This window comes from Kitasatospora sp. NPDC101157, assembly GCF_044768255.1.
In the GTDB taxonomy this organism is placed as follows: Bacteria; Actinomycetota; Actinomycetes; order Streptomycetales; family Streptomycetaceae; genus Kitasatospora.
This window is the reverse complement of the sequence record NZ_JBIWPL010000003.1, coordinates 627,500-651,624: the sequence shown is the minus strand read 5'-3', so window position 1 is coordinate 651,624 and position 24,125 is coordinate 627,500. Positions and strand designations below refer to the sequence as shown.

Annotated in this window: 25 protein-coding genes; 15 read left to right on the top strand and 10 right to left on the bottom strand. The window is 74.2% G+C overall.

Translation table 11 applies throughout. From position 1 onward, the window contains the following. The 8 genes from ACIRVF_RS09725 to ACIRVF_RS09690 form a co-directional block, all read left to right on the top strand. On the top strand, window positions 1-183 hold a 183-nt coding region (locus ACIRVF_RS09725), incomplete at its 5' end, for a hypothetical protein (RefSeq protein ID WP_402815739.1). Between the two features lie 33 nt (window positions 184-216). Next, complete coding sequence (locus tag ACIRVF_RS09720; protein ID WP_402815738.1) at window positions 217-1,476, top strand: ATP-grasp domain-containing protein; 1,260 nt, start codon at window positions 217-219, stop codon at window positions 1,474-1,476. Beyond that, the gene (locus ACIRVF_RS09715) at window positions 1,466-2,341 is read left to right on the top strand and encodes a phosphodiesterase (RefSeq protein ID WP_402815737.1); all 876 of its coding nucleotides are present in this window, start codon (window positions 1,466-1,468) and stop codon (window positions 2,339-2,341) included. The genes ACIRVF_RS09720 and ACIRVF_RS09715 overlap by 11 nt, the downstream gene beginning before the upstream one ends. Window positions 2,342-2,384: 43 nt before the next feature. After that, a complete protein-coding gene (locus tag ACIRVF_RS09710; RefSeq protein WP_402815736.1) occupies window positions 2,385-3,671 on the top strand; it encodes an acetyl-CoA carboxylase biotin carboxylase subunit family protein in 1,287 nt (428 codons plus the stop codon). Further along, complete coding sequence (locus ACIRVF_RS09705; protein WP_402815735.1) at window positions 3,668-4,948, top strand: MFS transporter; 1,281 nt, start codon at window positions 3,668-3,670, stop codon at window positions 4,946-4,948. Before ACIRVF_RS09710 ends, ACIRVF_RS09705 begins: the two co-directional genes overlap by 4 nt. 99 nt (window positions 4,949-5,047) lie before the next feature. Further along, the gene (gene ddaH, locus ACIRVF_RS09700) at window positions 5,048-5,878 is read left to right on the top strand and encodes a dimethylargininase (protein ID WP_402815734.1); all 831 of its coding nucleotides are present in this window, start codon (window positions 5,048-5,050) and stop codon (window positions 5,876-5,878) included. Between the two features lie 395 nt (window positions 5,879-6,273). Further along, window positions 6,274-7,638, top strand: coding sequence for a diacylglycerol/lipid kinase family protein (locus ACIRVF_RS09695; protein ID WP_402815733.1), 1,365 nt, complete (start codon window positions 6,274-6,276; stop codon window positions 7,636-7,638). A 98-nt stretch (window positions 7,639-7,736) separates the two neighbouring features. Continuing rightward, window positions 7,737-8,273 carry a phosphatase PAP2 family protein gene (locus ACIRVF_RS09690; protein WP_402815769.1) on the top strand — a complete coding sequence of 179 codons (537 nt, stop codon included), beginning with the start codon at window positions 7,737-7,739 and terminating at the stop codon, window positions 8,271-8,273. Window positions 8,274-8,479: 206 nt separating this feature from the next. Here ACIRVF_RS09690 and ACIRVF_RS09685 read toward each other — a convergent pair whose 3' ends face one another. Next, window positions 8,480-9,331 carry a sigma factor gene (locus ACIRVF_RS09685; protein ID WP_402815732.1) on the bottom strand — a complete coding sequence of 284 codons (852 nt, stop codon included), beginning with the start codon at window positions 9,329-9,331 and terminating at the stop codon, window positions 8,480-8,482. Between the two features lie 209 nt (window positions 9,332-9,540). Between ACIRVF_RS09685 and ACIRVF_RS09680 the strand changes: the two genes are divergently transcribed. The 7 genes from ACIRVF_RS09680 (at window position 9,541) to ACIRVF_RS09650 (ending at window position 16,181) form a co-directional block, all read left to right on the top strand. Continuing rightward, on the top strand, window positions 9,541-10,041 hold the full coding sequence (locus ACIRVF_RS09680) for a protease inhibitor I42 family protein (RefSeq protein WP_402815731.1): 501 nt from the start codon (window positions 9,541-9,543) through the stop codon (window positions 10,039-10,041). Between the two features lie 122 nt (window positions 10,042-10,163). Further along, window positions 10,164-10,826: a hypothetical protein gene (locus ACIRVF_RS09675; RefSeq protein ID WP_402815730.1), complete on the top strand. Its 663-nt coding sequence runs from the start codon at window positions 10,164-10,166 to the stop codon at window positions 10,824-10,826. A 230-nt stretch (window positions 10,827-11,056) separates the two neighbouring features. Next, window positions 11,057-11,218 carry a hypothetical protein gene (locus tag ACIRVF_RS09670; RefSeq protein ID WP_402815729.1) on the top strand — a complete coding sequence of 54 codons (162 nt, stop codon included), beginning with the start codon at window positions 11,057-11,059 and terminating at the stop codon, window positions 11,216-11,218. Window positions 11,219-11,273: 55 nt separating this feature from the next. Continuing rightward, window positions 11,274-12,590, top strand: a complete 1,317-nt coding sequence (locus ACIRVF_RS09665; protein WP_402815728.1) for a sensor histidine kinase — start codon at window positions 11,274-11,276, stop codon at window positions 12,588-12,590. Continuing rightward, a complete protein-coding gene (locus ACIRVF_RS09660; protein ID WP_402815727.1) occupies window positions 12,554-13,210 on the top strand; it encodes a LuxR C-terminal-related transcriptional regulator in 657 nt (218 codons plus the stop codon). Before ACIRVF_RS09665 ends, ACIRVF_RS09660 begins: the two co-directional genes overlap by 37 nt. A 281-nt stretch (window positions 13,211-13,491) precedes the next feature. Then, window positions 13,492-13,926, top strand: coding sequence for an ArsR/SmtB family transcription factor (locus ACIRVF_RS09655; RefSeq protein ID WP_402815726.1), 435 nt, complete (start codon window positions 13,492-13,494; stop codon window positions 13,924-13,926). A 110-nt stretch (window positions 13,927-14,036) separates the two neighbouring features. Continuing rightward, entirely contained in the window at window positions 14,037-16,181 is a 2,145-nt protein-coding gene (locus ACIRVF_RS09650) for a tetratricopeptide repeat protein (protein WP_402815725.1), read from the top strand. Here ACIRVF_RS09650 and ACIRVF_RS09645 read toward each other — a convergent pair. From ACIRVF_RS09645 to ACIRVF_RS09605, 9 genes are all read right to left on the bottom strand, one after another. Next, a complete protein-coding gene (locus tag ACIRVF_RS09645; RefSeq protein ID WP_402815724.1) occupies window positions 16,165-17,907 on the bottom strand; it encodes a hypothetical protein in 1,743 nt (580 codons plus the stop codon). The genes ACIRVF_RS09650 and ACIRVF_RS09645 overlap by 17 nt on opposite strands. Before the next feature lie 144 nt (window positions 17,908-18,051). Next, entirely contained in the window at window positions 18,052-18,621 is a 570-nt protein-coding gene (locus tag ACIRVF_RS09640) for a nucleoside deaminase (protein ID WP_402815723.1), read from the bottom strand. 34 nt (window positions 18,622-18,655) lie between these two features. After that, a complete protein-coding gene (locus ACIRVF_RS09635) occupies window positions 18,656-20,035 on the bottom strand; it encodes a nitrate/sulfonate/bicarbonate ABC transporter ATP-binding protein (protein WP_402815722.1) in 1,380 nt (459 codons plus the stop codon). Between the two features lie 99 nt (window positions 20,036-20,134). Continuing rightward, a complete protein-coding gene (locus ACIRVF_RS09630) occupies window positions 20,135-21,913 on the bottom strand; it encodes an ABC transporter permease (protein ID WP_402815721.1) in 1,779 nt (592 codons plus the stop codon). 72 nt (window positions 21,914-21,985) lie between these two features. Continuing rightward, window positions 21,986-22,393, bottom strand: a complete 408-nt coding sequence (locus tag ACIRVF_RS09625; RefSeq protein WP_402815720.1) for a VOC family protein — start codon at window positions 22,391-22,393, stop codon at window positions 21,986-21,988. Further along, the gene (locus ACIRVF_RS09620; RefSeq protein ID WP_402815719.1) at window positions 22,390-22,866 is read right to left on the bottom strand and encodes a hypothetical protein; all 477 of its coding nucleotides are present in this window, start codon (window positions 22,864-22,866) and stop codon (window positions 22,390-22,392) included. Before ACIRVF_RS09620 ends, ACIRVF_RS09625 begins: the two co-directional genes overlap by 4 nt. 36 nt (window positions 22,867-22,902) lie before the next feature. Further along, window positions 22,903-23,331 carry a winged helix-turn-helix domain-containing protein gene (locus tag ACIRVF_RS09615; protein WP_402815718.1) on the bottom strand — a complete coding sequence of 143 codons (429 nt, stop codon included), beginning with the start codon at window positions 23,329-23,331 and terminating at the stop codon, window positions 22,903-22,905. A 60-nt stretch (window positions 23,332-23,391) separates the two neighbouring features. Further along, complete coding sequence (locus tag ACIRVF_RS09610) at window positions 23,392-23,643, bottom strand: hypothetical protein (protein WP_402815717.1); 252 nt, start codon at window positions 23,641-23,643, stop codon at window positions 23,392-23,394. Between the two features lie 72 nt (window positions 23,644-23,715). Beyond that, complete coding sequence (locus ACIRVF_RS09605) at window positions 23,716-24,042, bottom strand: hypothetical protein (protein ID WP_402815716.1); 327 nt, start codon at window positions 24,040-24,042, stop codon at window positions 23,716-23,718. Window positions 24,043-24,125 lie beyond the last annotated feature (83 nt).

The following is a 24,125-nucleotide window of genomic DNA, read 5'->3' as shown; positions in this document are numbered from 1 at the left end:
GAGTACGTCGAGTACCCGCGTGAGGTGCACCCGTACCTGGTGGCCACCCAGGCCCACCCGGAGCTGAAGTCCCGTCCGACCCGCCCGCACCCGCTCTTCGCGGGCCTGGTCAAGGCCGCCATCGAGATCAAGACCGCCAGCGAGACCGAGACCGCCCCGGCCGACCCGGTCCTCGTGGGCTGATCCGACCCCACCCCGTACGCAAGGAGACCCGTCATGACCAGTGCAGCGCAGTCCCGCCCGGTCGTCGTCATCGTCGACGCCTACTCCACCGCCAGCCACCTGGCCCCGCTGTTCCACGCCCGGGGCTACGACTGCCTGCACGTCCAGAGCCAGGAGAGCCCGCCCGCCGTCTTCACGGCCTCCTTCAACCCGGACGACTTCATCGGCACCGTCCTGCACGGCGGCGACACGGGGAAGACCCTGGCCGCCATCGAGCCGTACGCGCCGGTGGCCCTGCTGGCCGGCGCCGAGATCGGCGTCGAGCTGGCCGACACCCTGAGCGAGGCGCTCGGCCTGCGCACCAACGGCACCGCCCTGAGCCCCGCCCGGCGCGACAAGTTCCGCATGGTCGAGACCGTACGGGCGGCCGGGGTGCCCGCCGCGGACCAGATCCTCGCCACCGACCTGGACACCCTGCTGGCCTGGTACGGGCCGCAGCCGCGGCGCGTCGTCCTGAAGCCGGTGCGCAGCGCGCTCAACGACGGCGTCTCCTTCTGCGACACGGCCGACGAGGTCAGCGCCGCCTTCGAACGCCTGATGGGGATGGAGAGCGCGACCGGGCACCACAACGACGCCGTGGTCGCCCAGGAGTACCTGGTGGGCGCCGAGTACTACGTCAACACCGTGAGCCTCGACGGCAAGCACTACGTGTGCGACATCTGGAAGACCCAGCACCTCGGTGTCAACGGGGTGCACGACCTCCTCGGCGGCTCGCAGCTGATGGTGCGTGAGGGCCCCGAGCAGGAGCTGCTGGTGGCGTACGCGAACCAGGTGCTGGACGCCCTCGGGGTGCACAACGGGCCCGCGCACACCGAGCTGAAGCTGACGCCCCAGGGGCCGCGGCTGGTCGAGACGGGCGCCCGGGTCTGCGGGGCGATGCTGCCGCTGCTCACCCGGGCGGCGATCGGGGAGAGCCAGCTGGAGTGGACGGTGGCGGCGTACGTCGACCCGGAGTCCTTCCTGTCGCGGTGGGAGACCGGCTACGAGGTGGCCCGGCACGCCGTCTGCGTCAACATGGTCTCCCCGCACACCGGCGAGCTCCTGGGCTACCCGCGGCTGGCCGAGCTGCAGGCCCTGGAGAGCTACCACGACCTGCTGCTGAAGGTCCGGCCCGGTGAGCGGGTCTCCCGCACGGTCAACGACATGACCTACCCGATGCTCGTCCACCTCCTGCACGAGGTCGAGGGCATCGTGAGCCACGACTACATGACGGCCCGCTACCTCGACGGCGAGGGCTTCTACGATGTCGCCTAGCCCGGCGGACGACGCCGACCGTGCGACCGTGCTCGCCCACCTCAGCGACCTCCACCTGGACGACGGGCCCCGGGCCGAGGAACGGGTCCGGCGGATGGTGCGCTACCTCGTGGAACTGCCGGGCGAGATCGACGCGGTGCTGATCACCGGTGACATCGCGGACCGGGGCACGGAGGAGTACTACGTACGGACGCGGGAGGTCCTCGCCCCGCTGTACGAACGGTTCCCGGTGCTCGTGTGCCCCGGCAACCACGACGAGGGGCAGGCGCTGCGCAGGATCCTGCTCGACGGCGACGGCGACGGCGACGGGCCCGGGGACGGGGAAGGGGACGCGCACCGGACCGGGGCCGGTACCGGGGACGGCGGGCCGGTCGACCAGGTCCGGGACGTCGCCGGCACCCGGATCGTGCTGTGCGACTCGTCCGTGCCCGGCCGCGCCGACGGGCTGCTGCGGCCGCAGACCCTCCGGTGGCTGGACGAGACCCTGGCCGAGGCGCCGGACCGGCCCACGCTGGTCGCCCTGCACCACCCGCCGGCGGAACTCGGCCTGCCGTACATCGACGGGATCCGGCTGCGCGAGGCGGACCGGTTCGCCGCCGTCCTGCGGCGCCACCCCCAGGTCGCCGGGGTGCTGTGCGGTCACGCCCACACGATGGCCGCGACCCGCTTCGCCGACCTGCCGCTGGTGTGCGCACCGGGCGTCGCCTCGACCGCGCTCATGCCCTGGGAGCAGGAGCCGGGGCAGCTGTGGAAGACCCTGGACGCCCCGCCCGCGCTCGCCTTCCACGTGCTGCGGCACGGACGGCTGACCAGCCACGCGAGAACCGTCCTCGGTGACGTCCGGCCCGCGTCGGTGCCGTCGTGACCCACCGCGAGCCCGTCCCCGCCCCGCCCAACCTGGAGAGCCCATGAAGTCGCCCCGCGAGCACACGGCCGGAACCTTCCCGCTGCTGCTCCTGATATCGACCGGTCCGCAGAAGTACCGCGAGTACCTGCTCGCCACCATCAGCACCCGTTACCGGATCCACCTGGTCAACACCGCGGAACCCACCTGGGAGACCCCGTACCTGGCCGGCAGCACCGTCGTCCCCACCACGGACCTGGAACACGTGTCCGCGGCGGCGGCGGCCGTCGCCGCGCGCGAGCCCGTGCACGGGGTGCTGAGCTGGGACGAGGCCCGGGTGCACCAGGCGGCCGTCGTCGCGGCCGAGTTGGGCCTGCCCACCACCGACGCGGACGCGGTCTGGCGGTGCCGTGACAAGCACCAGACCCGGGCCGCCCTGGCCGCGGCCGACCTGCCGCAGCCGGGCTTCGCGCTCGTGGGCGGGGCCGCCGAGGCGCTCGCCGCGGCGGACCGGATCGGCTACCCGGTCGTGGTCAAGCCCCGTGCGGCGGCAGCCAGTTACGGCGTGTCCCTGGTCCGCTCCGCGGAGGCGATGGCCGCGTGCTTCGACTTCGCCGACGAGGCGACCGTGCCGCACATGCCCGACTACGACCAGGCGGTCCTGGTCGAGGAGTACCTGGACGGCCCCGAGGTGAGCGTCGACTCGGTGATCGTCGACGGCAAGGTGCGACCCCTGTTCGTCGGCCACAAGCGCACCGGCTTCCCGCCGTACTTCGAGGAGACCGGCCACACCGTCTCGCACGACGACCCGCTGCTCGCCGACCCGGAGTTCCTCGGCGTGCTCCAGGACGTCCACGCCGCGCTCGGCTTCACCACCGGCTGGACCCACACCGAACTCAAGCTGTCGCCCTCCGGCACCGCCAAGGTGATCGAGGTGAACGCCCGGCTCGGCGGGGACCTCATCCCCTACCTGGGCCGGCTCGCCTCCGGCATCGACCCGGGCCTGGTCGCGGCGGCGGTGGCCTGCGGCCGCGAGCCGGAGGTCGTCGCGGACCGGAACCTGGTGGCGGCCGTGCGCTTCCTCTACGTCGAGCACGACGACACGGTCATCGACCGGGTGGAGTTCGACGTCTCGGCGCTGCCCCCGCAGATCGACCGCACGGTCGTCCTCGCGGCCCCCGGTGACGTCGTCTCCCCGCCGCCGCGCGGCCTGCTGAGCGGCCGGATAGCCCTCGCCACGGCGGTGGCGCCGACGGCCGAGGAGTGCGAGACGGCACTGGACGCGGCGGCGGCGGCACTGCGGATCGTCGAGCGGCCCGCGGGCGACCGGCCCGGTGGCGGGGCGTCATGACCGGTGTCACCACCGCCGAACCCGACACCCGTCAGGCAGGGGTCCTGGCGACGTTCGTGGAGTCGCCGTTCGCCGTGAAGGCCGTGCTCTTCGGCGTCCTGGTCAACAAGCTCGGCTCCTTCATCCAGGTCTTCCTGGTGCTGTTCATGACCAGCAGGGGCTTCAGCGACGTCCAGGGCGGGGTGGCGCTCGGTGTCTACGGCGCCGGGTCGGTGCTGGGCGTGCTGCTCGGCGGCACCTTCACCGACCGGATCGGCGCCCGGCGGACCATCCTGCTGGGCATGGTGGGCACGGCCGTGCTGCTGGTCGCGGTGCTGCACGTCCGGATGTACCCGGCGCTCCTGGCGTCCGTCGGGCTGGCAGGCCTGATCAGCCAGGTGTACCGGCCGGCGGCCGCGGCGTTCATCGCCGAGCTGATCCCCAAGAACCGCCAGGTCATGATCTCGGCGATGTACCGGCTGGCCCTCAACGTCGGCACCACCGCCGCGCCGCTGCTCGGCACCATGCTGGTCTCGGTCTCCTACGACCTGCTGTTCTACGGCGAGGCCGCCGCCGCACTGGGCTACGCGGTGATCGTGCTCCTGGCGTTGCCCCGTGAGGGCTCCGGTCCGACGGGGCCGGAGGGGGCCGCGGCCGCCGCGTCCGCGGCGTCCGTCGCGTCCCCCGCCGAGCGTCCGACGGGGAGCTACCTCGCCGTGCTCCGCGATCGGCGGTACGTCGCCTACCTGGTGGCGATGCTGCTCAACGCCGCCGTCTACATCCAGTACCTGAGCACGCTTCCGCTCGCCGTCCGGGACGCCGGTTTCAGCACCTTCTGGTACGGCGTCATGGTCGCGATCAACGGCGCCGTGGTCATCTGCTTCGAACTGCTCATGACGAAGGTCGTGCAGAACTGGCGCGTGCGCACGGTCCTGACCGTCGGGTTCTGTCTGCTCGGCGCCGGTATGGCGCTGTACGCCCTGCCGGGCGGGCTCGCCGTCTTCGTCGCCGGCACCCTGCTGTGGACGCTCGCCGAGATCATCGAGGGCCCGACGATGTTCGCCTACCCGGCCATCGCGGCCCCGCCCGCGGCCAGCGGGCGCTACCTGGGCGCCGCCCACGCGATGTTCGGCATCGGCTCGGCCATCGGACCGGCCGCCGGTGTCGCCCTGTGGAGCGGTCTCGGCCGGACCGCCTGGCTGATCATCGGAGCGGTCTCGGTCCTGGCCCTGATCCCCGCCTGGTTCGCGGTGGGGCGCGTCGGCACCACGTCCTCACTCGCGGACGACTCCGGCTGACGCCGCGGACCACCCCGACCCCAAGCCACAACCCCACCGGCGCCGGTGCGGCAACCCCGCACCGTCGCCGCTTCCGAAGAACCCCCACGAGGAGAACCCGTGTCATACGAGGACGCGACCACCGTCACCCGCACCGCAACTTCTCGGCGCTTCCTGATGTGCCCGCCGCAGCACTTCGACGTGACGTACTCGATCAACCCCTGGATGGACCCGGCCAAGCCGGTGGACACCTCCCTCGCGTTCGCGCAGTGGACCGAGCTCAAGAACCTCTACGAGAGCCTCGGCCACACCGTCGAGGTGATCGAGCCCCTGCCCGGCCTGCCCGACATGGTCTTCGCGGCCAACGGCGCCACGGTCGTCAACGGCCGGGTGCTCGGCGCCCGGTTCCGTCACGTCGAGCGGACCGCCGAAGGACCGGCCTACCTGGCCTGGTTCACCGAGCACGGGTACACCGACGTCCTGTGGCCCGAGCACATCAACGAGGGCGAGGGCGACTACCTCGTCGTCGGCCGGAAGATCCTCGCCGGGACCGGCTTCCGCACCGACCCCCGTTCGCACGCCGAGGCCCAGGAGTACTTCGGTCTCCCGGTGATCGGCCTCACCTTGGTGAACCCGGAGTTCTACCACCTGGACACCGCGCTGGCCGTGCTCTCCGAGAACGAGATCATGTACTACCCGGAGGCCTTCACCGCCGGTAGCCAGGAGGTGCTGCGGGAGCTGTTCCCCGACGCGATCCTGGCGACCGCCGAGGACGCCGCCGTCTTCGGCCTCAACGCGCTGTCGGACGGCCGCCACGTCCTCCTCCCCGACGCCGCCGTCCAGCTGAAGGCGCGCCTGCGAGAGCGCGGCTTCGAGCCGATCGGCGTCGACCTCACCGAACTGCTCAAGGCCGGCGGCAGCGTCAAGTGCTGCACGCTCGAACTTCGCTGACCCCTGCACGTCGGACGGCCCACCCCGCCCCACGGGCGGTGGTGGGCCGTCCGACGTCGGCGCCCCAGCGGTTCGAGAGCCCCCACGAGATCGGATCGGGGATCCGGGTTCGTTGATCGATCCGACCGCCGTACTCGCTCCGGAATCGGTCCGGACGTTCCGGCCAGGCCCGCCGCCCTTCCCGCACCGGCGGCGCCGAGTCGTCCGATGACCGCTGTGACCCGCTCGGCGCGCCCCGGACGGGCCGTCCGGTTACCGTGGGCCAACCGGAAGGATCAGCGGACGTACCAACCGGAGGGACCGTAGGGACCCACTGGAGGGATCGGCCGGGTGGAGCGGGCAGAAGGCTCACCCGGAGGGGTCAACCGGAGGGTCGAGCGGACGAGGGCGGGCTGATGAGCGAAGTGGTGGACCGGCGTCGGCTGCGCCGACCGCGCCGGCTCGCGCGGCTCGCACTGCTGTGCGCGGCGGCGTCGGTGGCGGTGTTGGCCTTCACCGGCCCGCACGGGCTGCTGGTGCTGCTCGCCGAATTCGTCGGGCTGGTGCTGATGGCCGCCGGAGCCTGGTGGGCGATCACCCGCCGGGCCCTGGCGCGGATCGCCGGCGCCGCCCTGGCCGTCGTCACGCCGGTCGCCGTCATCCTGCTGGCCTACGCCGCCGAGGTGCTGCTGCTCGCGGTGATCGGACTGGCCCTGTGGCTGGCCGGGCTCGGCTGCGCCCGCGCCTCGCTGCGGGCGGCCCGGCCGCCCCGGCCGATGCCGGTGCGGGAGTCCCCGCCGCCGCGCCGGCCGGTGCTGATCATGAACCCGAGGTCCGGCGGCGGCAAGGTCGAACGCTTCGACCTGGTCCGCCGCGCCGAGGAACTGGGCGCCCGGGTCGTGCTGCTGGACCCCTCCGACCCCTCGGCGCAGCAGGACGTCGCCGCACTCGCCCGCCGGGCCGTCGCCGAGGGCGCCGACCTGCTCGGCGTCGCCGGGGGCGACGGCACCCAGGCCCTGGTCGCGGCCGTCGCCGCCGAGCACGACCTGCCGTTCCTGGTCGTCTCCGCCGGCACCCGCAACCACTTCGCGGCGGACCTCGGCCTCGACCGCGCCGACCCCGCCACCTGCCTGGACGCCCTGAGCGACGGCGTCGAACTCTCCGTCGACCTGGGCCGGGTGGGCGACCGGACCTTCGTCAACACCGTCTCCTTCGGCGCCTACGCCCAGATCGTGCAGAGCCCCCAGTACCGCGACGCCAAGGCCGCCACCGCCCTGGACGCCCTCCCCGACCTGCTGCTGGGCGACGGCGGCACCCAGTTGACCGCCCAGGCCGACGACCACCGCATCGAGGCGCCGCAGGCCCTGCTGGTCAGCAACAACCCGTACGCCGCGCCCGACCCGGTCGACCTCGGCCGCCGCCCGCGCCTGGACAGCGGTGTGCTGGGCGTCCTCGGCATCCGCGTCGACAGCGCCGCCCAGGCCGCCGAACTCGCCCTGCTCGGCGAGCGGGCCGGCGGACTGAAGCTGCTGTCGGCGCGCCAGGTCACCGTGTACGCCGACGCCCCCGAGATCCCCGTCGCCGTCGACGGCGAGGCGCTCACCCTGCCGACCCCGGTCGTCTGCACGCTGCAGCACCGCGCCCTGCGGGTGCGCGTCCCGCGCGACCGCCCCGGCGCGGACCCGGCCCAGCAGGCCCGGGCCCGCCGGCTGGACTGGCGCGACGTCACCCGTCTCGCCCTGGGCCGTACGGGGCCGCCCCGGACCGGAGGCCACTCGTGACCGGACGTGTCGTTGGCCGTGTCCCCGGTCGTGTCGCCGGTCGTGTCGCCGGTGCCGTCGGCCGGGTCGCCGGTGCCGTCGGCCGGGTCGCCGGTCCGGTGCTGCACGACCTCGACGCGCTCGACGGGGCGGTCTACGCCGCCGTCGCGGCGACCGACACGCCCACCCTCGACGCGGGCCTGCGGGCGCTGTCCCGGGCCGCCGACCACTCGAAGATCAACCTCTCCATCGCGGCGGCCCTCACCCTCGCCCCCGGCCGTTGGCGCCGTGCCGGACAGGCCGGTGCGGCCTCCGTGGCCGTCGCCTCCTTCACCGCGAACGTCCTCGGCAAGCACCTGGTCCGCCGCCCCCGCCCCGACCGCGAGGCGGCGCGGGTGGTCAACCGGTACGTGCCGATGCCGGTCTCGGCGTCCTTCCCCTCCGGCCACACCGCCTCGGCCTTCGCCCTGGCCACCGCGGTGGGCACCCTGCTGCCCGCCACCGGCCCCCCGCTCACCCTCCTCGCCTGCGCCGTCGGCTACTCCCGGGTCCACGCCGGCGTCCACTACCCGGGCGACGTCCTGGCGGGCGCCTTCCTCGGCAGCACCTGCGCGGGCGCCGTACTCGCCGCGGGGCGGCGGTTCCCGGCGCGTTAGACGGGTCCGAAGCCGTCACCGGGGCATCGACACCGCGGACGACCCCGTCTGCTGGGCGGACGGCGCCGACGGCCACGAGAGCGCGGAACTCCTCGGCCGGCGGTCCGCCCACCGTCGCAACCGCGACCCCCCGGTCCTCGCTCCCAGCTGGCGGAGAGCCCGGCCGCCCACGACCTGGTGCCCGACGCGGACCGACGCCGACGGCCTCAGGGTCCGAGGGTGTCGACGTCGACCACGGCCGGCCGCCGCGGATCCAGCAGGAGCTGGACGCGGCTGATCCGGCCCGCTCGGACGGCGAAGCCCAGTACGACGGCCGGCACGCCGGTGCGGGTGACCAGGGCGCCGGGGGAACCGCTGACCAGCACCGGGGTGAACGCCGGTCCGTCCTGGCAGAGCGTCACGGCGCGCTCCGCCACCTGCTGGGCGCCGTGGAGCGGGGGCCAGCCGTCCGCGTGCAGCTCCGCCCCCGGTTCCAGGAGGGCCGCCGCTGCCGCCGGGTCACCGTCCAGCACCGCCGCGCAGAAGGCGTCGACCAGCCTGCGGCGCACGGCCGGGCTGCGCTCGCCGTCCGCCTCGCGCGCCTCCTGCACCAAGCGGCGGGCCCGCTCGGCGAGCTTGCGGGTGTCCGCCGTGGTCCGGTCCAGGACGGTCGCCACCTGGTCGAGAGGCAGCCGGGACAGGTCCTGCAGCACGAACGCGACCCGCTCGGCGGGAGCCAGCGCGTCCAGCGCGACCAGCAGGGTGAGGCCGACCGGGGCGCCGCGGCCGGGGCCGCCGGACGCCTCCGCCTCGACCACCGCGTCCGGCAGGCGCAGCCCCGCCTGCCCCGCCTGCCCGGTCCGCTTGAGCAGCCGGTCCAGGCAGACCCGGCCGGTCACCACGGTCAGCCAGGCGGCCAGGTCCGCCACCTCCTCCGGATTGATCCGGTCGAGCCTGGCCCAGGCCTCCCGCACGGCCTCCTCGGCCTCGTCGAACGACCCCAGCAGCGGGTAGGCGAGGGCACGCATCCGCGGCCGTAGGTGCTCGAACTGGCCTGCCTGCCGCTCATGGTCGGGCACGGTCACACTCCTCGATCCCGGGGCGCGTCGTCGTGGCTGGACCTTACTCGGAGATCCCGGTTGATCACAGCGGGTGGTGCTGACGGAAATCCGCGCTGCCCTGGTGGCGTCAAGCCGTCCCCGTTGTCCTCGCCGGTCGGAGGCGGTGCCGCTGCCGCTATGCTGTCCGGCGATCTTGTGCGGAATGGCGGGGTATCGGGGGATCGGCCATGGGATCGGATGTCGTCGGGGGCGGTACGCGCTCGCGGAAGCGGACGTGGCGCCGGGTGCTCCTCGCGGTGGTCGCCGTGCTGGCCGTCGCGGGCGCGGCGGGTGCGGTGGCGATCCACCGGATGACCACCGGGAAGCTCGACCACGGCACGGTGTTCACCACCGGATCGGGTGAACTCATCGTCAAACCCGGGCAGTTGTTCTCGGTCGAGGTGAGCGCCCACCGGTCGTGGGGTGATGTCTGGACCGTCGCCCAGGCCCCCGACCCCGCTGTGGTGCAGACCGTCGGCGCCGAGTACGTCCGGAACTTCGGCCTGCCGGACCTGACCGGTGCGATGGGCGCGGACTCCGGCGGCCACTACGACTTCGTCTTCCGCGCCGCCCGGCAGCCCGGCCGGACCACCCTCACCCTGCACGTCGGCTACCGCGACACCCTGGGCATGACGTTCTCCGGCGGCCCGGAGCAGACCAGGCGCCAGTTCACCGTCCAGGTCGGCTGAGCCCGCCTCCGCGCGGGCTTTCGAGTTCCGAGCCTCAGGGAAGGCTCAAGCCGCTCGACCGGCGGCTCGTCGGTGTTCTACCTTCCGGCCAGGGGAGTTGGGGGAGGAGAACGATGCGTCGGATGAAGGGACTTCGCGCCGCGGTGGCGGTCGGCCTGCTCCTGGGTGGCTGCGCGTGCAGCGGGCCGTCGAAAGGGCCGGGATCCGCGGAGGGCGCGGTGGCGGTTCCCAGCGGTGCGGCGTCGGCCAGTGAGCCCACGGCCGCTGTTGGCGCCGGATTGACGCTTCCGGAGGAGGTCAGGCAGACGATCCTGCAAACGGCCAAGGAGAAGGGGACGGCACCTGCCGGTGACGCGTTCACGCAGCTTCGGTTCAGCAACGGCTACGGGCCGGAGCTGATCTGGCAGGCGGAGAAGACGGGTGACGTCTGCTCGGCCTCGGACGGCGTCGTGGCCCGCGGCTGTGTTCCGCTGGCGGACATCGCCAAGCGGCCGACTCCCGGGGTCGGCACCTTCATCGGCGCCAGCCTGTTCGAGGGCAACTGGTCGGTGATGCTGATGTCCAACGGTGAGGCGGTTGACCATCTCTCATGCCAGGGCAGGGACTTCCCGGTCCAGGCGGGGTTCTCGATCCCGCTCGACGGCGTGGATCACACTGTCTACAGCGTCGCGATCCCGAGGAACCTCCAGGGCGGGTACAAGGTGGCGGTCCGTCGGGGCAGCCAGTCGGCCGAGGAACGCCTCGACCTCAACATGGAGCAGGTCGACCCGCCGGCGCAGTGTTGAGCGGTCGGCCATGACCGGCGGTGCCCCGTCTCCCTTGACGGGAGGCGGGGCACCTTCCTGTCCTCTGTGGGGTTGGGGGTGGGGCCAGGCCCACCCCCGACCGGGGTGCAGCTGGATTCTGCCGCTGATCTGCGGTCCCTAGATTCGATCACGAGCCGGCCCCGGGACGGGGCGGGCGCAAGGACACCCCGCCGCCACCGGCACCCCCGCAGGGCGGGGTGGCGCTGGGGATGTCGCTGCTCGCACCGGCGAACCGGAGCTGGTTCCTGGCCCTGTACCTGCCGCAGGGCTGGCAGGTGCCGGTGGCGGCGGGGTTCATCCTGCTGGGCTCGGTCTGCCTGTACGGGGTGTACCGGCTGATCCGCGCCAAGCACGCCGCCACCGGGGAGTAGTGCACGGGCCCCCTGCCATCATGATCGTCCTGCATCCGATCCGACCGGAGGTCCCTTGAGCACCCTGCAGTCCCGAGGCGCCGAGGCGCTGCGCAACGCCGTACGGGCGCTCGGGCGCCTCGCCGTCCTCACGCTCCTCGTCCCGGTCGGGGCGGTGCTGGCCGTGCTCTACCTGGTCTCGTTCCTGCTCTGGGGCTGCCTCGGGATGTTCCCGCTGTTCCCGGCGGTCACCAGGCTGGTCCGCTCCCTCGCCGGCGCCGCCCGGTGGGCCTCCGGCCACTGGTCGCAGGTGCCCGTACCGGTGCCGTACGTGCCGCTCCCGCCGCTGGAACGCACCCTGCACGGCTGGTTCTGGACCGGCCACGACTACCACAAGAACCGCCGGTTCGCGTCCTTCGCCCGCACCCTGCGCTGGCTCTGGAACGACCCGGCGACCTGGCGCGACGCCGGCTGGCTGCTCGCCGACCCGCTGGTCGGCGGCGCCGTCGCGGCCGTGCCCCCGCTGCTGGTCGGCTACGGCCTGTACGGGCTGGCACAGCCGGTCCTGCCCCAACCCGGCCTGGGATACGGCCTGTTGCCACTGCCCGGTCTCCTCGGCCCGCTGCTGGGACTCGTCCTCGTCCCCGCCGGGCTCGCCCTCGCCCCACCCGCCCTGCACCTGCACGGCCGGTGGACCCGCACGCTGCTCGGGCCCACCGAACGTACCCGGCTCGCCCAGCGGGTCGAGCAGCTCACCGAGATCCGGCTGGACGCCACCGAGGCCCAGGCCGCCGAACTGCGCCGGATCGAACGGGACCTGCACGACGGTGCCCAGGCCCGGCTGGTCGCGGTCAGCCTCCGGCTCGGGGCGGTGGTGCCGCTGATCGACCGCGACCCGGAGAAGGCGAAGCAGGTGGTGACAGACGCCCAGGAGAACGTCACCCAAGCACTGCAGGAACTGCGCGACCTGGTGCGAGGCATCCACCCGCCGGTGCTCGCCGAACGCGGCCTCGCCGAGGGGGTGCGGGCGCTCGCGCTGGACGTGCCGCTGAAGGTCGAGGTACGGGCCGAACTGCCGGGCCGGGCCGAGGCGCCGGTGGAGTCGGCGGTGTACTTCGCCGTCAGCGAGGCGCTCACCAACGCGGTCAAGCACGGTGACGCCCGGCGCGCCACGGTGGAACTCACCCACGCCGCCGGACTGCTGCGCGCCGAGATCACCGACGACGGCCGAGGCGGCGCCGACCCCGCCGGCGGCAGCGGCCTGCGGGGCATCCAGCGCAGACTGGCGGTGTTCGACGGTACGCTCACGCTGACCAGCCCCCCGGGGGGCCCGACCAGGCTGATCATGGAGCTGCCGTGCGCGTTGTCCTCGCCGAGGACCTCGTCCTGCTGAGGGACGGACTGGAACTGCTGCTGAGCGCCCACGGACACGACATCGTCGCCGCCGTGGAGAGCGGGCCCGAACTGGCCGCCGCCCTCGCCGAACACCGTCCGGACATCGCCATGGTCGACGTCCGGCTGCCGCCCACCTACTCCGACGAGGGGCTCCAGGTCGCACTCGCCGCCCGCCGCGAACAGCCCGGCCTGCCCGTCCTGGTCCTCTCCCAGCACGTCGAACAGCTCTACGCGCGCGAACTGATCGCCGACGGCGCCGGGGGCGTCGGCTACCTGCTCAAGGACCGGGTCTCCAAGGCCGACCAGTTCGTGGACGCCGTCCACACCGTCGCCGCGGGCGGCACCGTCATGGACCCCCAGGTCATCAGCCGCCTCCTCGCCCGCAATGCCTACGACGAGCCCCTCGCGATGCTCACCCCGCGCGAACGCGACGTCCTCGCGATGATGGCCGAGGGCCGCTCCAACGCGGCCATCGCCCAACGCCTCCACTTCAGCGAGGGTGCGGTCAGCAAGCACACCTCCAACATCTTCGCCAAACTCGGCCTCGGCGCCTCCGACGACGACAACCGCCGCGTGCTCGCCGTCCTCGCCTACCTCGACGGCACCCGCCAGCCGTAGACCCCCGGCCCAGGGCCGCCCTACCGCCGCCCTACCGCCGCCCCGCCGTCTCGCCGTACCAAGCTGCCCGGCCCGCGTCTCGCGCAGGGCGCTGGAGGGCCACGGCCTACCACCGGCCCCCGGCCCCCCCGAGTGACTTCGCCAGCAGAGTCGGCGGATTCGACTTCCTGCGCGGGACCGGGGGTGGTGGGGGGCGGCGCGGGGCTGGTTGCGCGGGACGTCGGCGGGGCCGACTTCCCGTGCGGGGTCGGGCGGCTGGGGGCGTCGGTACGATCGGGGGTATGGGTGGTGCGGAGGAAGAGGCCTGGGACGCCGAGGCGGCGGAGCGGGCGGTGGCGGTGCTGAAGGCGGTGGCGGATCCGTCGCGGTACCGGCTGCTGTGGGCGCTCAGCGGGCGGGAGCTGCCGGTCAGCGAGCTGGCCGCGTTGCTGGGCGCCCACGTGGCCGCGACCTCGCAGCACCTGGCGAAGCTGCGCGCGGCGGGTCTCGTGGTGGCCCGCCGGGAGGGGACGCGGATCTTCTACCGGGCCACCGAGGTGCGCGGCCTGCTGACCGAGGCCGCCGTGATCGCGAACGACCTGCCGGTGCGGGGCGGCGACCGCGATGGGGACCACGGCGTGGCCCCGGCCGCCGCGACCGTGGAGCAGCCGTTCGCCCGCGCCGCCCGGGCCGTCCGCGGAGTGCGCCGTCGGCCCGTGACGGATCAGCCGGCCTGACGGACCGTCATCGGGCCGAAGGCGGGCGGGCGAGACGCTACCGTTGGGCGGGTCAGGGACGGAGGCGGAGGGCGGAGCCTGCCGCGCGTGGTGCTGGGGGTGGTGGGGGCATGGTCGATCCGCTGTCGATCTCGGCGGTCTCGGGTGTGTTGGGAGCGGTCAGTTCGTCGATGGCCGGGGAGGCCGGCAAGTGGGCGTGGGAGGCGTTCGGCGGGCTGGTTCAGCGGGCCACCGGGCGCCAGGTCACGGCGCCCGCCGGGGCCACCGAGCGGGAGGCCGTCGCCCGGCTGCTCGTCGAGGGGGCCCGCAACGATCCGGCGCAGGCCCGTGCGCTGGCCGCCTGGATGAGCGGCGTGCCGTCCGGCGCCCCGTCCGGCGGGGCGGACGCGGTGCCGCGCCTGTTGCCCGCCTCCACCCGCTACTTCACCGACCGCAAGGGCCCGCTCGCCGCCCTCGACAAGGAGGGCGGCCGCAAGCCGGACGGCCGACCCCGGCAGGCGCTGCTGCACGGGCCGGACGGCATCGGCACCAGCGCGGTGGCGATCCACTGGGGCAGCCGCGAGGCCGCCCGCTTCCCGGACGGCCAGCTCTACGCCGACCTGCGCGCCGCCGGGCCGCAGGGCGCCGCCGATCCGGCGACCGTACTCCGCCGCTTCCTGCACCGTCTGGGCGTGCCCGCCGAGCACCTGCCCGCCACCGTCGAGGACCGCGCGGACCTGTTCGGCGCCCTGCTGGCCACCCGCCGCCTGCTGGTCGTGCTCGACCACGCCCACTCGGCCGCCCAGCTCCGGCCGCTGCTCACCTCCGCCACCGGGGTCTTCACCGTGATCACCGCCCGCCGCCCGCTGGCCGGGCTGGACGCGGTGAACATCCCGGTGGGCCCGCTCGCCGACAAGGACGCCCGCCGGCTGCTCACCGAGGTCGCGGGCAAGCAGGCCGTCACCGCCGCTCGGGCCGCCCTGCCCGGCGTCCTGGAACGCAGCGCCGGCTACCCGTTCGCGCTGCGCGCCGCCGCCCCCGGCCTCGCCGAGGCCGCGCTCGCCGGATCCGCGTCCACCACCCAGCCGGCCGCCCCGGCCGACCCGGCCGAGGCCGCCGCCGAGGACCGCTACCGGCAGCTCCCGCCGGACGCCGCCCTCGCCTACCGCCGCTGCGCCCTGCGTCCCTGGCCGGGGCTGACCGCGCGGGTCGCCGCGGCCGCCACCGGTCTCGCCGAGCCGGACGCTGCCGCCGCGCTCGCCGAACTCGCCGACGCCGGACTGCTGGAGACCGCCGTCGACGGCCGGCACCACTACCGCCCGGTCGTCCGCCGGCACGCCGAGGCCCTGGCCGTCCGCGAGGACGGGCTCGCCGCGTGCGCCGCCGCCGTCACCCGCACCGTTGACGCGCTGCTGCGCCTCGCCGTCGCCGCCGACTGCGCCGCGCTGCCGCAGCGTTGGCACCTCGGCCCGCTGTACGCCGTCCTCGGTCCGAACGGCTACCCGGACGAGGCGCAGGCGCTCGCCGCGCTCGGCGCCGAACTGCCCAACCTGGTCGAAGCCGTCCGCGCCGCCGAGGAGTTCGCCGCGCCCGAGCTGGTCTGCCAGCTCGTCGAGGCGCTGTGGGCCGTCCAGCTCAAGGCGGGTCGGCACGACGAACTGCTGCCCGCGCTGCGGGCCGGTGCCCGGGCCGCCGCCGCGCCCGGGACGGCCCCGCGCGTCGCCGGCCGGATGCACGGACAACTGGCGCTCGCACTGGTCGAGTTGCAGGATTACCAGGAGGCCGAACGGCACCTGCTGCTGGCGGCGGAGGCCGAGGAGAAGGACGGCCACCTGCGCGGCCGGGCCACCGCCGTCGAATCGCTGGGACTGCTGCGGCTGCGGCAGTGGCGCTACGCCGAGGCCCTGGACTGCTTCGACCGGGCCGTCGGCCTGCTCGACGGCATCGGTCCGGGGGGTGACGGCAGTGCCGATCTTCCGCGCGCCCGCGCCCTGTTGGGCCGCCACCGCGGCCGGGCACTGCGCGGCCTCGGGCGCTTCGACCCGGCGCGGGCCGCGCTGGAGGAGGCGGTGGTGTTCTTCCGGGGCACCGGCGAGGGCTACAACACCGCCCGGGCGCTCACCGACCTCGCGCAGGTGCTGATCGAGCAGGGCCACGGCCCGCGGGCGCTGCCGCTGCTGGACGAGGCGGGCACCCTGCTGGAGCGGCAGGGCGCGGTGTTCCACCTGGCGCCGCTGGCGGTGCTGCGCTCGCTGTGCGTCAACGGGACGGAGTGACCGCGACCCGGTGGACGGCCCCGCCACTGCGTACCGTCAGCTCGGCGGGCTCCCGGCCGCTGTGTGCGGCCCGCCAGGCCAGCAGGGCGGAGGCGGCCGCGGCGGGGTCGAGGCCGAGAGCGGTCAACTCCCAGGCTCGGCCGGTGCGTTCGACCACCGTACAGGCGTCGGGGCCGGTGACCAGGGCGGCGAGCGCGCAGGAGCGGTGACGGCCCAGCACCTCGGCCGCCCACTGGCGGGGCGGGCCGAGCCGGGGGTCGTCGGGGCGGTCGGGCGGGGTGTGCTGGAGGATCAGGTCGGCCAGGTCGAGCGCGCCGGGGTCGAGGGTGTCCTCGTGCACCGCCAGGTGGCCGTCGCCGGGGCCGTCCGGCTCGTACCGGACGGCGGCGAACCGGCGCAGCGTCACCGTTCCGTCCACCACCTCGGTGAGCACCCGCAGCGGCGCCGTGACCAGGGCCGGCTGGTGGGCGGGCAGGGGAAGCGGGTCCAGCAGCGCGGGTGCGGCCGGCTCGGGGATGCCGATCAGCCGGTAGAACAGCGCCCGCAGGCGGTCGGCGGACTCGCCGGGACAGGACGTGGTGAGGGTCGCCGGCCCGGTCGGGACACGGCCGTCCGCGAGGACGGCGTCGAGCTGGGGGCGCAGCGGGGCGTACGGGTCCAGCCGGGGTGCCTCGCGGACGAACTCGGCGACCTGCGAGGACTGTTCGAGGACGGTGAGGCCGGGCGCGGCGACCAGCACCGGGGTGCCGATCGCCGCGGCGTAGTAGCTGACCGAGCCGAAGTCGCCGAGGACGGCGTCGGCGGCGATCAGCGCCTGCCGCCAGTCCGCCACCGGATCGACGAGGGTCAGGCCCGCCCGGGCGGCGCCGTCCAGCCACAGCCGGATCTGCCCGGGGCCGTGGCCGTGCCAGACGTTGGGGTGCAGGACGGCGGCGATCCGGTACTCGTCGACCGGCAGCTCGGGCAGGCGTGACAGGAGGAGCGGCAGTACGTCCGACGGCCCGCCTTCCGTCGCGTCACGGGCGTCACGGGCGTCACGGGCGTCACGGCCGCCCGGTGCGTCGTGCGCGCCGCCGTCGCCGAACAGGGAGGTGGGGTTCCAGGTCGAGTTCAGCAGGACGAGGCGCTGGCCCGGGCGGACGCCCAGTGCCCGGCGGAACGCCTCCCGGCGGGGGCGGGCGGCCAGGATCCGGTCGAAGCACGGATCACCGCCGAGCACCGCCGTACCGGCCGCCTCCGGGCAGGACGCGCGCAGCCGGTCGAGCTGGACGGGGTGGGACAGCACCATGGCATCGGCGACGGGCGCGCCGTCGTCGGCGAGTGCCCACTCGGGCGAGAGCCCGAAGACGGGGTCGGAGCCGGAGCCGCCGGCGCCGAGGGCGGAAGGCGCCCGGTGTCCGGTGTCCGGTGTCCGGTGTCCGGTGTCCGGTGCGGCCAGCCTCTTATTGTAGCCAACCCCGTGCGAAAGGACAGCCAACTGCCCTTTGAAAGCCTGTAGTTGACCGCCGAAGCTGGCCGAGATCGCCAGCTCCGCCCCGATGTCCAGCGCCTGGTCCCAGGGCACTACGGGAACGCCGAGCGCTGCCAGCAGTTCGGAGGTTCCGGAGCGGAACGGCGACGTCCCCGGGCAGGTGGCCAGCAGTTGCACCCGCAGGTCGTCCCGGAACAGGCCGACCACGTCGAGCAGCCGGGTCGCCGAGGTCACGTTGTGCACGATCAGCAGCACCCGCCGGCACCCGCCGCGCGTCGCCCACCGGCCGGCGTCGCCACCGACCGGCACCCGGATCCATCCGTCCCGCAAGCCGCCGCCCTCCCTGCTCGTCGCCCGCCGTTCCGGCCCGTCGTCCCCCCGCCCCGGGAAGCTTAGCGATCACGGGCGTAGGCCGCGCCGCCAGGAGTCCTCCCCGTCGCCGCCGTTGCGGAGGATCTGGGCGCGGCGGAACAGTTCGTCGGTGCGGTCGGCGAGGACGCCGCCGAGCAGCAGTTGCGGGTGGTAGAAGGACTTGGCGGCTTCGGCGACGGCGGTCGCCGACAGGTCGATCTGGTCGATGCCGGTGCGGCGCAGGCCTTCGATGGAGGTTCCCCAGACGACCCGCGCGATGCCGGCCCAGGCGCAGGCGCTCATGCACATGGGGCACGGTTCGGCGGTGGTGTAGAGGGCGGTGCCGGCCCATTCGGGGCTGCCGTAGGGCCGGCCGTAGTCCTCGATGGCGACGATCTCGCCGTGCTGGACCGGGCTGTCCGCCGATGCGGTGCCCCGGGCCACCACCCGGCCCGCGCGGACGATGACGGCGCCGAACGGGTAGCGCTCGTTCTTGCGGCCCTCCTCGATGGCCGCGGCCATGAAGCGTTCGTGGTCACGGGAGGCCGCGGCGGGGGTCGCGGTCGGCAGCGCCAGCCCTGCCGCACCGACCGTCCCCAGGAAGTGACGCCTGTTCAACACTGCTGGGACTCCCTCGGGGTGGGCGTTGCGGTCACCGCGGCATTGTCCCCGGCTGGGCGTCCTCCAGCCGGTATTCCCGCCGCGCCGCGTCGTAGCCGAACAGGCCCGCGTAGCGGCCCCAGTCGGTCGCGGTCTCCAGCTGCCGGTCGACCTGTTCGCTGGTGTAGTGGTGGGCGAGCAGGTCGCGGAAGAACCCGGCGCGGAGGGTGGTGCCGGGTGCGCCGCCGAGGCTGTTGGTGATCAGTTTGACCAGGGGGACGTCGAGCGCGGCGCCCGCGAAGAGGGCGCGGGAGTCCTGGACGTCGGCGAGGGCGAAGGCGGCACCGTCCTCGGTGAGCAGGAGGTCGTCGCCGTGGACCTCGGCGAAGCCGAGCAGGTCGAGGGCGTCGACCTGGGGGAGCATGTCGTCGAGGTCGAGGCCGAGTTGGTCGGCGAGGTCGGGGAGGTCGCAGCGGCCGTCGCGGTGGGCGATCATCTCGGCGAGGCCGGAGAGGCCGTCCACGCTGGCGGTGGGCAGCGGGGTGTTGGCCACCGTACGGCGGTCGGGGCGGTCCGGGTCGAGCCGGTCCGGGTTGAGCCGTTCCGGTTCGAGCCGTTCCCGGTCCGGCCGGACGGCCGGGCGGGTGGTGTCCTTGGCGCGGCCGGTCATGATCCGGTAGACCCGGTCGACCAGCTCGTCGAAGGCGGCGGAGTCCCGGTCGCGCGGGCGTTCCAGGTCGACCTCGACGGTCTCCCGGATGGTGCCGTACGGGCGGGAGCCGAGGACGACGATGCGGTCGGCCATCAGCACCGCCTCCTCGATGTTGTGGGTGACGAGGACGACGGCGCGGGTGGGGAACTGGCCGGAGTCCCACAGTTCCATGAGCTCGCCGCGCAGGTTCTCGGCGGTGAGCACGTCGAGCGCGGAGAACGGCTCGTCCATCATCAGGACGTCCGGTTCGACCACCAACGCCCGTGCGAAGCCCACGCGTTGGCGCATCCCGCCGGAGAGCTCCTTGGGATGGGCGTTCTCGAAGCCGGCCAGGCCGATCAGGTCGATGGCCTGGTCGGCGGCCCGGGCGCGTTGGCGCGGGGGCACTCCGCGGGCCTCCAGGCCGAGTTCGACGTTCTGCCGGACGGTCAGCCAGGGCAGCAGGGCGAAGGTCTGGAAGACCAGCGCGGTGCCGGGGTTGGCGCCGGTGAGCGGGACGCCGCGGTAGCGGACGGTGCCGGAGCTGGGCGGGAGCAGGCCGGCCAGGCAGCGCAGCAGGGTGGACTTGCCGGAGCCGGAGCGGCCGAGCAGGGCGACGATCTCGCCGGCCCGGACGGTGAGGTCGATTCCGGAGAGCACCGGCAGTTCGCCGTCGGCCCCGGCGTAGGACTTGGTCAGACCGGCGGCCTCCAGCAGGATCCCGCCGTCGACCGTCTCCATGGCGACGCGAGCATCAGCGGAGGCAACACCGGAAGCGACACCGGAAGTGACAGCGGCGGAGCGTGCGAACGGGAAGCGCATCGGACGGGACCCCCGGGGCTAGAGCGAGTAGCGGCGCTCGGCCAGCCGGTACAGGCGGCGCCAGAGCAGGCGGTTGAGGACGACGACGTACAGGCTCATCACCGCGACCCCGGCGAGCAGGTGGGGGTAGTCGCCGCGTTCGGTGGCCCGGGCGATGTACGCGCCGAGGCCGGTGGCGGTGAGGGTGGTGCCGCCGAAGCTGACGACCTCGGAGACGATGGCGGCGTTCCAGGCGCCGCCGGAGGCGGTGATGCCACCGGTGACGTACGCCGGGAAGATGCCGGGGATGATGAGCCGGCGCCAGCGCTGCCAGCCGCGGACGCCGAGGTCGTCCATGGCCTCGCGCAGGTCGCTGGGGATGGCCATGGCGCCGGCGATGGCGTTGAACAGGATGTACCACTGGGCGCCGAGAGCCATCAGCAGGACGCCGCCGAGGTCGATCGACAGGCCGGTGCGCAGCAGCAGCCAGACCACCAGCGGGAAGAGGAAGTTGGCGGGGAAGCTGGCGAGGACCTGGACCAGGGGCTGGGCGATCCGGGTCAGCCGGGGGGAGAAGCCGATCTTCACACCGATCGGCACCCAGACGACGGTGGCCACCGCGACCAGCACCACGACCCGGGCCAGGGTGGCGAGGCCGAGCAGCAGCGGTTCGCCGAAGACGCCGAGGCCGGTGGTGTGGGCGAGGTAGTGCCCGAGGTCGACCAGGCCCCAGAGCACGACACCGCCGGAGACGAGAGCGAAGGCGAGGTCCCCGGTGCGCTGCCGTACGGGGTTGACGGCGAGCGGCCCGTCGTCGGTGCCGAAGACCCGTCCGGCCCGGTTGAGGGCGTGGCCGACCGGCCGCAGTGCCCGGCCGAGCAGGCCGGGCAGCCGGGAGCGGCGCAGCAGGTCCAGGACGGCGGAGCGCTGCACCTCGGTGGCCTCGGACTGCTCGTTCTTGAAGCGCTCGGCCCAGGCGGTGAGCGGCCGCCAGAACAGGAAGTTGACGCCGACGACGAGGACGGCCATGGTGGCGATCGCCCAGCCGACCCGTCCGAGGTCCCCGGCTGCGATGGCGGCGCCCGCGTAGGAGCCGACCCCGGGCAGAGCGTACCGCTGGTTGTCGACGCTGATCGCCTCCGAGGCGACCAGGAAGAACCAGCCGCCGCCGAAGCTGAGCATGCCGTTCCAGACCAGGCCGATCATGCCGGCGGGCAGTTCGACCTTCCAGAACCGCATCCACCGGCTGAACCGGAAGGAGCGGGACAGCTCGTCGAGTTCGCGCGGCAGCGAGACCAGCGAGTGGTAGAAGCCGAAGGTCATGTTCCACGCCTGGGACGTGAAGATGGCGAAGACGGCCGCGCATTCGAGGCCGAGCATCGAGCCGGGGAACAGCGCGAGGAAGCCGGTCACGGCGACGGTGAGGAAGGCGAGCACGGGCACCGACTGGAGGATGTCCAGGGCGGGGATCAGCACCCGTTCCAGCCGTCGGCTGCGGGCGGCGGTGTAGGCGTAGCCGAAGGTGAAGCCGACCGAGACGACGAGCGCGGCGAACATCCGCAGCAGCGAGCGCGCCGCGTCGTACGGCAGCCGGGCCGGGTCGGTGTCCACGGCGGCGTCGCGGGCGGTGGAGAACCGCACGGTGGTGCCCTGCCCGATCCGCAGGGCGAGGTAGAGCAGGACCAGCACGGCGGCCGCCACGACCACGTCCACCACCCAGGTCGTCCGGGCCGGGCGGCGCGCCGCCCGGGACGGCAGTGGGCCCCGGGACGGCAGTGGGCTCCGGGAGAGGCCCGGGACGGACTTCGGGAAGGGCATGGCGGGGACCTCCGGCGCGCAAACCCGGGCAGTCTGCTCCCTCCCGACGTCCGTACGCAAATGAACCAGTGCTCAGACTGCTGTTCGGACCGTGCTCGGGGCCGGGTCCGGCTGCTCGGCCGCCTCCACGAACTCCAGCAGGTTGCCGACCGGGTCGGTGGTGTAGAAGCGGCGCCGGGGCGGCAGGCTGTCGTCCCAGACCACCTGGGCGCCGAGTTCGGCGAGTCGGGAGGCGAAATCGTCGATCTCGCAGACCGCCATCCCGGGGTGGGCCCTGGTGCTGGGGCGGAAGCGCTCGTCGATGCCGAGGTAGAGCCGCACCCGTCCGCCGTCGGCGGCGAACCAGCAGCCGCCGCGCCCGGTCAGCGGCCGGGGCTTGGGGATCTCGGCCATCTGCAGGACATCGCCGTAGAAGGCGCGCAGCAGGGCCTCGCTGCCGGGTGGTGCGGAGAGCTGGACGTGGTCGAGGGCCGTGATCACTGCGGCCTCCTGTCGAAGGGGGTGGACGTGGTGTGCTGCCGAGCCGCGGTGACCAGCAGCCGGGCGGTCGGGGTGGGCAGGCCGAGGTGGTGGGCGATCCACTGGGGGTCGTGCCCGTGGGTGGCGAACACCCAGGCGGTGTAGAGCCGATTGAGGCCGGGGGAGCCGGGGGCGAGCAGGAGCGGGCGGACCTGCTCCATCGGGAAGCCCTCCAGCGAGCGGGCGCTGAACCACTGGGCGTCGTCGTCCGGAGTGGTCCCTCGGGCCCGGCCCGCCCGCTGCCGGCCGTGGGCCAGCAGCAGGGCGAGCAGCAGTCCGGCGACCGAGGCGCCGATGAGTACGCCGGAGAGGAAGAGCCGCAGGGGCTCGGGGGCGACGCCGACGGCGAGGCACTGGAGGGTGAGCACGAGCAGGACGCCGCCCAGGGCCGTCGTTCTGCCGGTCCGGGGGAACGGGATGGGCGCTCTGGTCATTGCGGTGTCCTCCTTCTGCGGTGAGGCGTGGTTGGTTCAGGCGGCCCGGACCAGCCGGGGGTCGTACTTGTAGCCGATCTGCCGGACGGTGGCGATCGCCTCCCGGTGGCCGGGGCCGAGCTTGCGGCGGAGCCGCGCTATGTGGGTGGCGATGGTGCGGGTGTCGCCGGTGTCGGGCCGGCCCCAGACGGTCTCCATCAGCTGGCGGCGGGAGTGCACCCGCAGCGGGTTGCCGACCAGGTGCGCGAGGAGTTCGAACTCCAGGTACGGCAGGTCGAGGTGCTGGCCGTCGACGGTGACGGTGCGCTGCTCGGAGTCCACCACCAGGCCGGCGTCCGCGCTGATGACGGGTTGCCGGGCGGCGATGACGGGCTGCGGGGCGGGGACGGCGGTGCGCCGGGCGGGGGCGGCCGTGGCGGTGTGGTCCGAGAAGATGGCGTCGAGCCTGGGGTAGCGCACGGCCATGGCGGATGCTCCTTCGTCGGGTCGGTCGGGTCGGTCGGGTCGAGTCGGGGGCGGGCCCGGTCAGCGGCCCGGGCGCCAGGAGGCTTCCAGGCGGGCCGTACCGTCCGGTGCGGTGACGGTGCGCCAGCTGGCCCGCAGCCGGGTCGGACGGCCGGTCGGGCCGTTCGGGACGGTCGGGGCGGCGACGGCCTGGAGGACGGAGTTGTCCAGCGGGCTCGCTGCCAGGCGTCGGCCCACCGCGGCGAGGGCGGCGCGCAGTCGGCCGCGGTCGGTGGACGGAAGGGCGGGCCGGAAGGCGGCAACGATGGACATGGCAGGTCACCTCCGTGACGGGACAAGTGGACGTGAACGAATTCGCCGGCAGGAAGGGAAAGTGACGGTTCGTCAGGCCGCTGCGCCGACGCGCTCGGCGGCGGCGTGGGCCAGGCGGTGCGCGGCGGCCGGCGGGAGGTCCGCGAAGCGGGCGAGCCAGTCCGGGCGGTGGCCCTGGCGGGCCAGCAGGTAGGCCAGGTGAACGCGGGGCTCGTACGCGGAGGCCGGGGTGTTGGGCGTGCCCGAGAGGGGGCAGGAGCCGGGGTCGTCGAGGCGGTAGGCGCGCTCGACGCCGTCGTGCAGGGCGAGCCGGACGCTCGGGCAGCGGTGGAACGGCGTGGTGCCGGTGTCGATGGTGGTGCCGAGAGCGGTGTCGAGGGCGGTACCGGTGGGGCGCATGGCCGTACTCCCTTCCTGTCCCCGGGTGCGGGGCGGTCGAGGGTTCCGGGCGGGGCCGGGGGCGGTGGGCGGTCGTGCGCGGT